At 44.4% G+C, this 14,150-nt stretch carries 10 protein-coding genes; all 10 read left to right on the top strand.

The window, feature by feature from the left end; genetic code table 11:
• Positions 1–107 precede the first annotated feature (107 nt).
• The 10 genes from A8708_RS07845 to A8708_RS07800 all read left to right on the top strand — a co-directional run bounded on the left by A8708_RS07845 (position 108) and on the right by A8708_RS07800 (position 13,981).
• A complete protein-coding gene (locus A8708_RS07845) occupies positions 108–1,634 on the top strand; it encodes a replicative DNA helicase (RefSeq protein ID WP_068662925.1) in 1,527 nt (508 codons plus the stop codon).
• Positions 1,618–2,379, top strand: a complete 762-nt coding sequence (locus A8708_RS07840; RefSeq protein ID WP_068662924.1) for a DUF6063 family protein — start codon at positions 1,618–1,620, stop codon at positions 2,377–2,379. Before A8708_RS07845 ends, A8708_RS07840 begins: the two co-directional genes overlap by 17 nt.
• On the top strand, positions 2,363–6,793 hold the full coding sequence (locus tag A8708_RS34735; RefSeq protein WP_082927333.1) for a hypothetical protein: 4,431 nt from the start codon (positions 2,363–2,365) through the stop codon (positions 6,791–6,793). Before A8708_RS07840 ends, A8708_RS34735 begins: the two co-directional genes overlap by 17 nt.
• Before the next feature lie 11 nt (positions 6,794–6,804).
• On the top strand, positions 6,805–8,031 hold the full coding sequence (locus A8708_RS07830) for a plasmid pRiA4b ORF-3 family protein (protein WP_068662923.1): 1,227 nt from the start codon (positions 6,805–6,807) through the stop codon (positions 8,029–8,031).
• A gap of 39 nt (positions 8,032–8,070) precedes the next feature.
• The gene (locus A8708_RS07825; RefSeq protein ID WP_068662922.1) at positions 8,071–8,514 is read left to right on the top strand and encodes a DUF7309 domain-containing protein; all 444 of its coding nucleotides are present in this window, start codon (positions 8,071–8,073) and stop codon (positions 8,512–8,514) included.
• Positions 8,514–9,038 (top strand): DUF6930 domain-containing protein, encoded by a 525-nt coding sequence (locus tag A8708_RS07820; RefSeq protein ID WP_068662921.1) that lies wholly within the window; start codon positions 8,514–8,516, stop codon positions 9,036–9,038. Before A8708_RS07825 ends, A8708_RS07820 begins: the two co-directional genes overlap by 1 nt.
• 204 nt (positions 9,039–9,242) lie before the next feature.
• Positions 9,243–10,076 carry a (2Fe-2S)-binding protein gene (locus A8708_RS07815; protein WP_068662920.1) on the top strand — a complete coding sequence of 278 codons (834 nt, stop codon included), beginning with the start codon at positions 9,243–9,245 and terminating at the stop codon, positions 10,074–10,076.
• A gap of 118 nt (positions 10,077–10,194) precedes the next feature.
• Entirely contained in the window at positions 10,195–12,057 is a 1,863-nt protein-coding gene (locus A8708_RS07810) for an FAD-dependent oxidoreductase (protein ID WP_167355857.1), read from the top strand.
• A 538-nt stretch (positions 12,058–12,595) separates the two neighbouring features.
• Positions 12,596–12,928 (top strand): hypothetical protein, encoded by a 333-nt coding sequence (locus A8708_RS07805; protein WP_068662918.1) that lies wholly within the window; start codon positions 12,596–12,598, stop codon positions 12,926–12,928.
• A 96-nt stretch (positions 12,929–13,024) separates the two neighbouring features.
• Positions 13,025–13,981, top strand: coding sequence for a 3'-5' exoribonuclease YhaM family protein (locus tag A8708_RS07800; RefSeq protein ID WP_068662917.1), 957 nt, complete (start codon positions 13,025–13,027; stop codon positions 13,979–13,981).
• Positions 13,982–14,150 lie beyond the last annotated feature (169 nt).

Raw genomic sequence — 14,150 nt, 5'->3', positions numbered from 1 at the left:
CGCAATCAGGAACATATGATCTTGAATTCTAACTTTATCATTCGTACATATAAGCAAGGTTTTCTATTACCCCCACACGAGCTTTGCAAGATTTGGAGGCACACAGCATGGACTACGTAGAAATTGGTCAGGTGATTTCCGGATTTCGGGAACGGATGACCAAGCTAGCGCTTTTTGATCCGCTTTATGAGCTGCAGCGAAAGAGGCAAACCGATCGACAAAACAAACCGCTCGACTTTATGGAACTTGGGCTGCTCACGCTGCTTTATTTTTTTGAGCAGAAGTTGATGCGCAATAATAAGGCAGGCGTCAAAGACTTAGCTGAGTTTCTTCAAAAGGTGACGGGGATCTTCATTGATTTGGACGAAGCTGGATTTGAAGATCTGGCTAGGCAGATCACGCAGGTGTTTCGCCCGACGACAGGAAAGAAACGGGATTTTACATTTATGAACTGGGAATCGGGGCAGACAGAGCACATCTACATATCGATTCTGAAGGCGAATGCCTTCGATTTAAAAACGAATACGCAGTACTACACGCTCGACGAAGATGGGTTGGAGCTTATTTTTGCGACCAAAGAATTTTATACGGAATTTCAATTATCGATTCATCAGTTGGTATTGCGCAAACAGTTGGAGAAGGGCGAGTTTGAAGGTGCCTTACGGCAAATTAATGAAATGCGGATTGACGTGGAAGCATTACAGGAGCGGATGGTCAAACTAGAGCATGAGTTGAAAAGAAATATTGTATCAGAGGAAACATTCGGCCGATATAAAGGTCTGCTAGAAGATATTTATTTGCGCTTGCACATGGAGAATGAGGAATTTGAAGAATTACGCGAATTCGTCAAAGAGACTAAGGATCGCGTTCAGGCACAGACGGTTAGGCAGGCAGATCAACGACCTTATGAGTTAATTTTAAGAATATCCAATGAGCTGGAGAAGGTGCACGGGGAGCATTCCGTTCTTTTTCATCAGAGTATGGTGCTCAAATCACATGCCTTGGGCGCAGCACAAGAATCCCTATATTATACGGGACTGGATTCCTTTAATTGGGATCAGGATATTGCTTCTCTTATCTTCAGTACGCCGCTGCCGCTAGAGACGATGAAAGGTGTAATAGCCCCATTCTTACCGGTGCAAGAGACGAAGATGTGGTCGCTTTTGACCGTGTGGGCGGAGCAGAATTTGCTGGAAGACAGCAGCGGGCAGGAGCGGGATGATACGTTCCTAGAGATTGGTGGAGACAGTGAGGAATATCGGTATCAATCGATGCAGAAAAAATTGTACAAGCATCTTATGGAGCTCCTTCTGCACATGATGGAAGAGCTGGGCCAAGTGGATGTGAATGCTTTTATCCAACAATTCAAAGTACATGAACATGCAGGATTGCTAGATGAGAGAGCTTTCTATGATTTTTGGATCTATCTGCATCAGAGGAGCCCCTTGCGCGCTGTTGATACGAATACAGAGCATAATGAAGAGCAGGCAACGCTGCTGGAGGATATGTATGTACTACTGGGCAGCCGATGTTTGGTTGTGATTGAACAACAGGATATTATTCAGGTTAATGATAGATTTAGCATACAGAATATGTTGATTACATGGGGAGAACAGGATGACAATCGGACTTGACAATGGAACGGTAATGAAAGCTTTTCGGATTTACACGTTACTCGCGCGTGATAGTGAGGTAGGGAAGGAATGGCTTCAAGCTTACATGGCGGATGATGGGGTACGTGGTCTTGTAGATCAATTTGCGCGAGAAGTGGATTGCGTAACGATTATTGCTGGAGAAGGGCTCTATATGATTCCGGAAACCAGGCTATCGCCTTTTCATATGAATAACGAAGTAATCAAACGAACTTATCTGCGGGCGAACGCCGTGAATGCGGATCTTTATCTGATGTATGTCAGCATTATTGTGTTGATTGGTGCCTTCTATGATAGTTATCAAACGATGGAGCCGACGAGAAGTTTTATTGGGATTGAAGAGTGGACGGCGCTCGTGAATGAACGAATTGAGTTGCTAAGAACACATCCAGAAGCGGAATTAGTAGAGATGGAGAAGGAATTCTCCTATAACTGGACAGCCTTGATCGAAAAATGGAGTGCCATGGACGATATTAAGGAAACGGCTGCGAAGCAAAGCGGGAATACGATTAGCAGGGTTAGCTTCATGGATTCTGTCCGTAAGTTTCTAATCGCGCAAGAACTGGTAATCGATATTGGCAATCAAGAAATTACGTTGACCGAAAAGGCCAAAGTGGTTGTGCAGCGTTATTTCATGGAACTCGAGTATAACCGCGGTATTTTGGAGTTTTTATATCAAAGCAATGGGTTAGAGGGGGAGGGAAGCGAACATGCCAGCGATCTCTAGAATACGGTTTACGAATGTCGTCTATGAGGATGGAAATAAACGATACAACGATGAGTTGTTTCATTTTGATGGACATAACGGTGCAATCTTGCTCGAAAATGGAGGCGGTAAGACGGTATTCATCCAGTCTGCCATGCAAGCCATTCTGCCTCACGAGGAGTTAGCCGGACGTAAAATCAAAGATACGTTAAGTCTTGAAAATGGTCCTGCGCACATCGCGATCGAGTGGATTCTAAGTGAAAGACCTCGGCGATATGTCGTGACCTGCATTAGTTTGTTTCTGACAGCAACAGGGATTGATTCGTATCGGTATGTGTATGATTACCCAGTGCTTGATCCCGATGCGATTGATCGGATTCCTTTCGTTAAGGGGAATGCAGGCCATATGCGAGCAGCGGATAAAGGTGAAATTCATGATTACTACCACGGGATGACTGTGAAAAAAATGAATGCGAAGCTGCCTTCTACGATGAAAGAATATAGAAAAATATTAGAAAACGACTATCATATCATTGCCTCAGAGTGGGAACGGATTGCGAAAATCAATAGCTCGGAGGGCGGGGTAGAGAGCTTCTTTGATGAATGCAAAACAACGGGCCAATTGTTTGATCGTTTGTTGATCCCCACGGTTGAAGATGCGATGGGGGGCTATGAACAAGGCGAGTTTGCGAACAATTTCGAAATGCACAGGGACAGCTTCAAAAAATATAAAGAATTAAAAGAAAAAATCGAAGAGAACAAAAAAATTCTAATTGAATTGGACCAGTATGTGATTCGCTATTCAACAATGGATACGAAGCAGAAGGCTTATGGGGCTGCGCAAGCAGAAACGAAAGCTTATTGGCTGCTGGTTGGTGGGCAGAAGAACGAGGAAACCGCCAAGCTTTCGGGTTGGCATCAAATGATGGCAGCTTGCGATGAGCAGTTGCAGGGACTGGCACGGAAGAAAGAATCGCTTCTTATTGCGAAGCAAAAGCAGGAGCAATCCGTCTTGGAAACAAAACTGAGCTTGGTCCTGGAAGACGTTGAGTTCAAAGGAAAGCTCGTACGGAGAGCCAAAGAGAACTACTATTCACTGCGATTGGCTGATTACAGACAACAATGGACCTCGGCGGAGGAACGCATGAACTATGTGCAGCGCGAACTAGAACAATTCGGTCATACGCAAGAAGAGGATGCTCTGCGGAAAGCATGGGTTCAGAATGGCGGGCAAATTCGCAGTATTTACAGCAAGATGGAACAGCAGTGGCAGGTTGAAGAAGAGAAACTTCTCCAGGAAGCTTCTGCACATCAGAATAGGTTGAACTTAGAGGAAACGATACTTAATGAGCTTTCAAGTGAACTGGAGGCATTAAACAAGCAGCTCATTTCACACAGATCCCTTGTGCAAGCACGAGAGAAAGATCGAGACGAGCTGAGAGCAAATAGTTTGGCCAATCCAGCTGTTGAGAGTATGGAAGCCAGCATGGCAGATTGGAATCAGCGTTATCAGAAGTTGGATGAAGACAATGTTCTCTTCGTGCAGAAGAACAAGGAGTTGGCAGCCAGTAAAGAGGAAAGTGAAAGGCAACTGGTTACCGTGAGTGGAAACCTCAAGACAGCCTTCGTTGAGCGTGCTAATGCAGAGCATAGGCTCGAATTATTTAAAAAAGTGCATCAATCCATCCTGGAAGAAATTGCTTCGTACAGGCCTTCTTGGGGGAAACTCTCTTCCATTTATGAGAAGCAGAGTTCGATTGAGGAGCGACTTCGTGAAGATAAAGAAAAGCTGCTGCTTGAGAAGGAAGCTTATCTGCTGAAAGAGCGTCTGGCTTTTCGCTATATCGATGATTATAGCGCTCAGCCTGTATTTTTTGCTGATGCCTATGTGGCGGGTTTGGTGGACAAGTGGAGTAACCAGTTCAAGTTATTGGAGACAGGTATTCAATATTTGCAGAGTTTGCAGTTAGCCGAGCGGGCGAAGACTCATCCCCTTTGGTCTGTGACATTAATTACAACTGAAGGTGAGGTTGAGTTAGTTACAAGCAAGCTGCGGCAGTATGCAGAAGATATGCAGTTCCCGATTCAAGTGATTTCCTCGCAGGAAGCGGGGCGTCTGGTTAATGCAGATATTCCAATAGCCGTGAAGGAAAGCGTATGGGTTGAACCACAGCATTGGCGTGACAATGCAGAGGATATGGAATTCATCAGCTGGAAGCATATGATCTCTCAAAAGGGTGAAGAAGTTCGGAGCGCACGTAAAGAAAAGGAAAGTGATCTTCAGAGAACTTCTGATCTTCAGACGGCTTTTAGCCGATTTCTACTGGAATACCCCCTTGAAGTTGTGCAAGAAATGGAGCGGAGAGTTGGACTCACACGTGAAACGGTACGTGAGCTAGAAGGTCAAGAGGATGCCATCCAGAAAGCCATTCGCCAGGTTGAGCAGACGATCTATCAGCATAATGCCGTCATGGACAAGCACAAAGAGGAAATGGTACAACTCCAGCAATGGATTGAAAAAGGCCGGAGATATGTTGAGTTGGGTAAAGAAATCGTTGCGTTGAACAGTACCATTGAGCATCTTGTCCAGCAGTCTGACGACCAGCAACATAAGCTGGAGGGCAGGCGGCGTTCGATGGAGCAGGTGAAGTTGCAGAACGAATCCGTGAAAAGCAGAATGAACGTCTTGCGAACAGAGAAGGCGAGTCTTCAAAGCCAAGATCTGTATATGGAACTAGGGGAAGTACAGCCAATAGAAGCGAATCATAGTTTAGATTGGTTGAAAACGGAAAGAAAAGATTTGCATCTCAAGCTCAATCATATTTCGCAAGGACGCCAACAGTTGGAAGCGGAGTTGAAGCATGCTCAAGCTAGCAGGACATCGGCGGAGCGGGAAATGAGCAAGCTGCGATTGGAACAAGCGGACTTGCATTTGAACGAGGAGCTTCCGTTCTCTGTGACGGGTGAAGATCAGATGTCACAGCTATTATACGAGCTCAAGGAACACGAATCACGGTTGGCACGCGATAAGGAAGAATATGCGAGGGTCGACAAGCAATTTAATGAATTGACAGCGAGAATTAAGTTACTCGTTGAGCAGTATCGTAGCACACATGAGAATGAAGGACCAATGACCTTTACAGAGTCGCTAAGCGCAGTGGATGTGCATGTCCAAAGTGAGGATGCACGTCTAACGCAGCATAAATTGGGCTTACAGCAGCAACATACGCAAATCCAGGTGCAATTAAGTAAAATGGAAGATGTGATCCAATACTTAAATCAATATAAACTCTTGCACGGATTTGAAAATCAACTCATTCCAGCAGCCTATATCTCGGAGGAACAGAGAGCGGAGTTTCCGAATGATAGAATGAAATGGGTGCGGAAATCTGTGGCGACATTAACCGCTTTGATGAAGGAGCTGGAGGCAGAAGAGTCTACGGTGAAAAAGGCTAGACTTCATTTTATTGATTTTTGCCGGAAACACATCAAAGATATTAAGATGAGAGATATGGCTGAGCAAGGTGTTGAAAACAAGACGAACTATCAAGAGCTATCACAATTTCAGCATAAAATGCACAGCCGCATCGAACGTGTCAATCATGTTGCAGAAGAAACGATGCGCACACACAATCAGCAGCTTGAACAGTATATTATCCATGTGCACAGCCATTTGAAGCTGATTGCATCTGAGCTACGAGATATTCCGAATAAAACGAGAGTTAAAGTCGAAGAGCAGTGGAAGCTAATTTTCTCCTTTCTCATCCCTGAATGGGATGAGCTTGAAGCGAAGGATCATCTGCGTAAGCATCTGGAATGGATTTTGACCGAACTTGAAAAAGGCCATTACCGCGATGACAACGATCAAGAAGTAAAGTCAACGGTTCGCAAGGAGCTTGAAAAATGGCTGGACACCAAGCAGCTTCTGCAAATTGTTCTGCAAGAGAAAGTCATGAAAGTATCATGCCGTAAAGTAACGAATGAGAATAACGTAACGAAAGCTTCCTTCTCGTGGGAACAGTCTAATAATTGGTCTGGCGGGGAAAAATGGAGCAAGAATATGACGTTATTCTTAGGGTTACTGAACTATGTCGCTGAGAAGCGCCAGCATATTCAAGCGAACATGAAGCGGCATCGTACTGTAATTCTAGATAATCCGTTCGGGAAAGCATCGAGTGACCATGTATTAAGTCCTGTGTTTTTTATCGCTGAACAGCTTGGCTTCCAGATCATCGCACTGACTGCACATGCGGAAGGCAAATTCCTCAAGGATTATTTCCCGGTTGTCTTTAGCTGTAGACTTAGACAATCGACCAATGGAAGCAAACTGGTGATGACCAAAGAAAAGGAAATTAATCAGGCTTATTTCCGTGATCATGCGCCGATTTCACTGGAAAGATTAGGGGACGTTAAGCAGATGGAGTTGTTTATATGAGGAGGCCGGGAATGGACATGGAACATCTTGCAAAGGTTGTAAAAGTACCGGAACAACTTATAAAAGACTTCCTAACTTTTACGGATTATCTTACATCTCAAGAAGTTGGACTAACGAAGTCTAGGCAATGGCTTTCAAGAAATAACTTATTGGAAATAAATGCGCGAATGTCTGTACCAGAAGAGGGTCGCACGAAGACATCTGATCAGGATACATATCCTCTTTTGCATTTGTATTATCATATTTGTATAGCAGCAGGATTTTTTAGCATAATTCAGGCGAAGAGTGGAAAAGCGACACTTGAGAGAACAGAACGGCTCTCTTTGTTTCTTCAAATGAATGAGACCGAGCAGTATATGTGCTTACTAGAAACCTTTTGGGTCGATGTAAATTGGGATGATCTGCAGTACGGAGAACGCTATAGCCCCGGTTATGGTGTCTCCATTTTATTTGAACAACTACTGAAATGCCCATTTGGAGCTGTAATAACTGTAAGTGATAACTCTGACAATGAGAATCTCGTATCATTCTTATATAGATGGAATTATTTTATGCATTATTTTACCTATTTCGGATTCTGGGAGCTGACCAAAGATGAGAAACGTTCGGCTATATGGCATGCCAAATATCATTATGTAGCCCAAACGATTACGCCGTCTCTATTGCTTTACCAACTAGGTGCTGTTCTAATAGAAACAAGAGATTTGCGCGATTGGAATTTACAATTAAGACGTGACTCAGGCGATTGGCGTGGAGATTCGGATGAGCCTTTTATAGAATCATTCAAACCATTATTTCCAATTGGAGAGTTGGTAAGTTTCTTGCCTAGGTTAACGGGAATATTCGTAGATGGAACGTATGATCTTAAAATCTCATTGCACCTTAAGTGCTGGCGTACCATTCGGATTTCATCACATCAAACGTTGCATCAGCTGCATATTGCGATTCAAAGCGCATTTGATTTAGACAATGATCATTTATATGCTTTCTTTATGGATGGTCAGAGTTGGTCTAGATTTGCCTTCTATTCGCCTGATGACGGGGAAGAGCCAGGGGCAGATGAGGCTGAACTTGGGGAGTTGAATTTGACAATTGGTCAAACCTTCCTGTATTTATTCGATTATGGAGATGAATGGCACTTCCAGATTCGTGTAGAAAGTGTGTCAGATATGAATACGAAGGGGAGTAAACCCCAAGTGTTGGATGGGAATGGAGGGTCGCCCAAACGATACAGTTAGTCTTCGAAAAAATAGGCCACGATGGGAGCTGAAGAAAAAATGAATGAGATGAGTCCGACTGCGGAGCAATGGCAAGGACTTTATGAAGCAGCGGCAGCGTTCAAAAAGGCGGAATGTTGGAATTACTTTGAGAATGTTCATGTTTTTGGTGTGGAGAATCCATTGAATGGAGACATAGGCTATTGTTGCATTATGGGAAATGGAGGCGAGTTGTATGGTCTGGCTGTCTATTTCGGCCTAGAGACTTTGCTGGGCATGTTGAGTGGGGAAGAGGATATAGATCCGATGTTCTCGCAACATTGCTTAATGCTTTTATTCGACAGTAGAGATGAGTTGTACCCCTCCGAACTCAAACAAATAAAAGAGCTTGGATTGAAGTTCCGAGGAGCAAATGCTTGGCCGACTTTCAGATTATATGAACCTGGGTTTGTTCCATGGCCAATTCAGAATGAGGGAGATTTAACTTTTTTAAGTATGCCCTGATGGAAGGCGAGGACAATGCTTTCCTAACAAGAGTATCGAATAGAAATGTGCAGAACTTGGTTTGGTCAGATCAATGGATAGTACCGAAGCCTCCAGGTCATGTTCATATTTTAGAAACAAGTGCTATCGATGAATTACGCCTGGCTAAAGCCAAAAAGACACTTAAAGGGTATGAAGGGATTTGGGAAATAGATTGCAGTTATGCACCTATGCCAATTAACGAAGGGAATCGACCGTACTACCCAATGATGGGATTGATAGTTGATCAAGAGTCGAATCAGATCCTGGGGTTCGGTTTGTCGGACAAATCCGAAACTCCAGATAAGATCGTCGGACTCCTGCTGGACATTATTGAGAAAGTACATGTCGTTCCTAAAGAAATATGGATTTGTAGTGAAGACCTTTTTCATTACTTGAAGCAAATTCTAGTTGCGTTTGAAATTCAAGTGTACTTGACAAGTGAACTTCCCTCTTTAGACGAAGCTAAAGAAGAGATGATGGAACACTTAACTGGTGGGAGATAGTGATTAGATCAATTAGTTGTCTTCGAAATTTAACATAAAGTCTGCTCAATCTTCTGTGGCTAGGCGTTGAAGATTGAGCAGGCTTTTTTGTGTTATAAAAACTAGGTTATCTTATACTTAATAATGATTGTCATTATCAATAGTGGTATAATCAAATGAGAATTCTAATGGGGTGAACTACGCTAACGACAAGGAGAGAGGAACATGAGTACATCAGTTCAGACATATATAGCGGAAAATTACGGAGTTACAACGGATTCCCATCCAGACCCGATTATCACGATAGCAGGAACACGTTTATTGACGGAGATAGGGATGCAAGAGCTATTGCAAGTATACTCGCCGCTAATGAAGGCGCTTGAACCTGCAGCTGCTGGTGCCTACTTGATCAGCCGTCTCGGAAGTCTGAATGCGGCGATGCAATATATGGTGACACATGATGAATTAGTGGATCTGTCTCCTTCGTTATGGGCGTTGCAATTGTATCGGAGTGAGAAGGGGTTTATTGAATTCCGAATTGTGCTGCAAGAAATAAGACCGCTTAGCGGTCCGCCCTGTGGAGGTCGCAGCGAATGGCGTGAAGCACACTTATCCCGCTGGTATGCGGAGACGATCCGGCCAATTGTCGAAGCGATAGCTGCCGCCGCTGATATGGATATTAGGCATTTGTGGAAAATTGTACCCATGCGCCTTCGGTTTATTTTCGGGCAATGGAAAGAAGCAAGTGTATCAGAGGAGTGGCATGCTCGCTATGAAGAGGACCATGTATTCGTTACCAAGGAGTTAAAAGGTGAAGTGTTCGGTCGCCTTCGCAATCCCTTGCATGTAAACATTGTGAATCTGGATTACCCTGGTAAACCCGGCGAGCCTGATACGACAATTAAAATGAAGACGGCTTGCTGTATGTACTACCGGACAGAGGGCGGGCAATATTGCTATACGTGTCCACGGATGAAACCGCAAGAGCGCGAAGAGCGCAAAGAACGATTGCGAGCTCAATTCGCTGAAGAAGCAGCTGCCAAAATTGTTGCGAATTAACCAACGCATGTTTGTTTATGGAAAGGTCCTTCATTGGTCAAATTCCTGTTGGTTTTTTCTTGTAATATGAATACAATAAGGAAAAGCACGTATTCGATGCAGCAGGGTGATGAACTTTTTGAGAAAATGGCTAGTGAGTCAGATGAAATCGGCAGTGATTTCCGGTATTCTCGTCCTTATTACGATCGTTGGCGGTCTGTTAGGTTACTACGGGTTGCTCCGAGACAGTGATGGGGGATTTACCCTACATACGCATTCGACTTTTGAGCCCGATGTGGTGGTCATGGGAACAGAACTAGAAGGTATGTATCTTGCTCAAAAAGCGAAGAAGGAAGGACTTGATGTATTAATCCTTGAAACGAAAGAGCGACTAGGCGGACAACTCATTCAGGGAGAGATGCTCTATCTCGATGGAACCTACGATGATGAGGGTACTCCCCTCATGCAAGGTGGGATGAAGGAGCTTTTTCAACAGTACACGCAAGGAAGTATCCGTACGAAAACCGAGTTCGCCCATTATTTTCACAAGCTTATTGAGGGCATTCCTGTTGAGAGAAACATCGTGCTTGAAGACTTGAAAGTTTCAGATAAGAAGGTCATTTCACTTGCCTATCAAGACGGTGACGGGAAAAAGCGAATGGTGAAGCCTTCTTATCTTGTTGATAATTCGGATGATGCTGCGTTAATTCGTAAACTCGATGTCCAACCGCTTCCTGGATTGGAAGCGCTATATGGGAGCAAGGAACGCGAATATATGAGTGGCACGTACATGATGAAATTTAGGGGAGTCGATTGGGACAAGTTTCAAAATCAGTTTTGGAAAATGACGAAGATCGAGCGAGCACATACATTCGGACCCGAAAGCTATGTGAATTCGCACATTGCTTATGGGTTTCCGCCAATTGTATCGGCTTATGAACTGCACAACAAGAATGAGCTTAATCTCCGAGGACTGAACATTCTGAATCAAGGCAATGGCGAGATCATCATTAATGCGCTTCAGGTCTATGGCATCGACCCCAGTCGAGAAGAAACGATTGCGCGGGGGATGCAGCTTGCCAAAGAAGAGATGCCATTCATCCGAGATCATCTACGTAAACATATGGCAGGCTTCGAGCAGTTGGAACTGGGTGGAGAACCGAACGAGCTGTACATCCGTGAGTATAACCATTATCCAACTGACTATGTGCTGCAAGCATCTGATTTAATGAGCGGCCGAATGTTCTGGGATAACGTTAGCGTCGGAGGATATTTCATGGACATTCAAGGTTCGCGCTCGAATCGGGAAGGACTAGCTATTGGGCGTCCAGATAAATATGGCATGCCTCTGCGAAGCTATTTGCTTCAAGACTATGACAACATCGTCACCGCAGGAAAGCTGGTTGGTGCATCTGCTGTAGCATACGGTAGCGCAAGAATTCAGCCCAATGGCGCAATGGCTGGCGAGTCTATCGGCGTGTTGATGGCGCAGATGCAGGGGAGAAGCCTGAAGTCGACGACCCCAGAAGAAATGGCTCAACTGCATAAGCGGATGGAGCATACCTATCAGATCAAGTTGAATGACCAAGTCGCGAAGAACAAAATTGCTCATCTCTCAGAAGGAGAGCGAGTAGAGTTAGACAGCGGAAGGATTACCTTGCTGAAAGGTAATAAAATCGCGCATCATTTGCCGTTTATCCGTATCAGGAACGAAGGTCAAACGGTCGCTTACAATGGGATCAAACCCATCGTCATCGGAGGCATACCTTGGGTGCCGCTCAGTCAAACGTTCGAGAAGCTAGGCCAAGGTGATGCTACGTATGATGAAGAGAATAAGCGCATTCAATACACATTCATGGGTAGGAATGGAACGATTCCTTCGGCAGACGTGCAAGTGCTGAACAATTTCGTACTCATTAGCTGGGCGAAACTTGCGGAAGAACTAGGCTACCAATGGGATTGGAATGAGGCGCGAAATGAGGTAATCGCGAGGCGTTTATGAGAAGGGAAATCAAACTTATGATTTCTGCTTAAAGTTAATCTAGCGTTGATAAGTCTGCCTGAGTCTCAGCTCAAGCAGGCTTTTTGATATTAACTTGCGACGCCAAACCGCGCGCTGGGAGCTTCGCGCGGTAGCGGAAGTGAAGTTGATGTCAGGTTGCATTGCGCAGGGTGCTCGTGAAGGAAACACATCGGCTATCATAGGGCAACCTCGGCATACTTTTAACTGGATTTCCTACAGCTAATTCAAGTGAAGTTCGTGCATTTTGCAGAATAACTGGATTTCCTCTGATTTCCTCCCGTCATTTCAAGCCCTTTTCGGCCAATGGTAACATGTTGAGCCAAATTAGATGTAGGAAATCCATTTAAATGCCCTAAAGGGCTAGTTTTACTCGGAAATAGATGTAGAAAATCCAGTTAATTCCCCGAAAGCTGCTTGCTGCAAGTTGTAAATAGGCATCTCCATTTTCGACCTAAGCCCACACCATCCCAAGTCATAAGCAATAGTCTACTCTATATGGTGGTTCGTTGATTTTCCTTTGCCGAAACCGCTTCTTGTAATCACGAATGGGACAACAATTCGCCCTGGTCAAGTGCAATTCACCTTCAATGCCACAATCAATCGTGCGATTGCGAACGCCGTTATTCCGTTATATCGAGCAATTATTTGCAATCCGCGCTACGCGGCACTAGTAGTAAAGGCAATTAATACAGAGAATGAGGCCTTGTTAAATAATCTGATACGAAGAACCGTAACCAGTCGAAGATTAGTTTCGGTGGAGATTGATTTCTCTGGCTTTTTCCTAGGGTTCAAATATCCCGCGAGTAAATATGTGTATGTGAATGAGGTTTTTCGTGAGTATGTCATGTGAAAAGTCAGTGTATAAACATAAATTTCTAGGCAGAACACTAATCAATTGGGAGCATTTCGTAGTATAATGTTCCTATTGATTATTGGAGGCACACACATGACATTAATTAAACATTTACAAGCACCAGATGAATTTACAGGTTTCTACTTAATTAAAGAGCTGGAAGTTAAACAAACGAATACAACCCCTGCCAAGGATTTCATGGATATTGTACTCTGTGATGCGACTGGACAAGTATCTGCTAAAATGTGGGACGTCAGTAGTGCGGATAAAGAGACCTTTTTCCCGATGACTTTAGTAAAGGTACAGGGACTTGTTCAATTGTATCGTGAACGGTTGCAAGTGAAAATTGCAAAGATTCGCAAAGCACGGCCTGAAGATGGCGTGCAGATTACGGATTTCATCCGATCAGCACCGATCAGTCCAACGGATTTAATACATACGATTAACGGCGTGTTGGCGAGTATTACCAACCCAACGATTCAGTCTATCGTCGCATTTTGCGTGGCGAAGGTTGGGGATAAGCTGGACCACTATCCAGCGGCTAAGACACATCATCATGCGTATTTCGCAGGGCTTGCCTATCATATCGTGCGGATGCTCGAACTTGGTGAGTTTATTTGTAAACAGCGTCCATTTCTCAATACGGACTTGATCAAAGCAGGCATTATCCTTCATGACATTGCTAAGCCAGAAGAAATGATCGCGCAGCTCGGTATTGTTTCCGACTATAGCGTGCAAGGGAAGCTTCTGGGTCACATCTCCATGGCGTCGAATTGGATTACGGAGGCTGCACTGCACCTTGGGCTAGATCTCCAATCTGACCTCGTCATTGGGTTGCAGCATATTGTCCTATCGCACCACAACTTGCCGGAGTGGGGAAGTCCGGTGCTGCCGCAGCTACCGGAGGCAGTCGCACTTCATTACATCGATTCGATGGATGCGAAGCTGCAAATGGTTGAGGATACACTGCTTGTTACACCAGAGTCCGATTCATGGACGCCGATGATCCGCGGTTTAGAAAACAAAGCGATGTATCGCTTGAAGCTGTAAGCTAGTTCCGAAAGCCGTTTTCAAGAAGAGCGATCTACTTGGAAGCGGTTTTTTGTATATATGGTTGAATTTGGAATTTTCTCAGACGCAATTAAATAGCCTTACGATTAAGGATCGCTTGCCTTTTGAAATGAGGTGAGCGTTTCATTTTGTTTGTATAATGTTTACT

The organism is Paenibacillus oryzisoli, assembly GCF_001653565.1.
GTDB classification, from domain to species: Bacteria; Bacillota; Bacilli; order Paenibacillales; family NBRC-103111; genus Paenibacillus_E; species Paenibacillus_E oryzisoli.
This window is presented reverse-complemented; position numbering and strand designations above follow the sequence as displayed.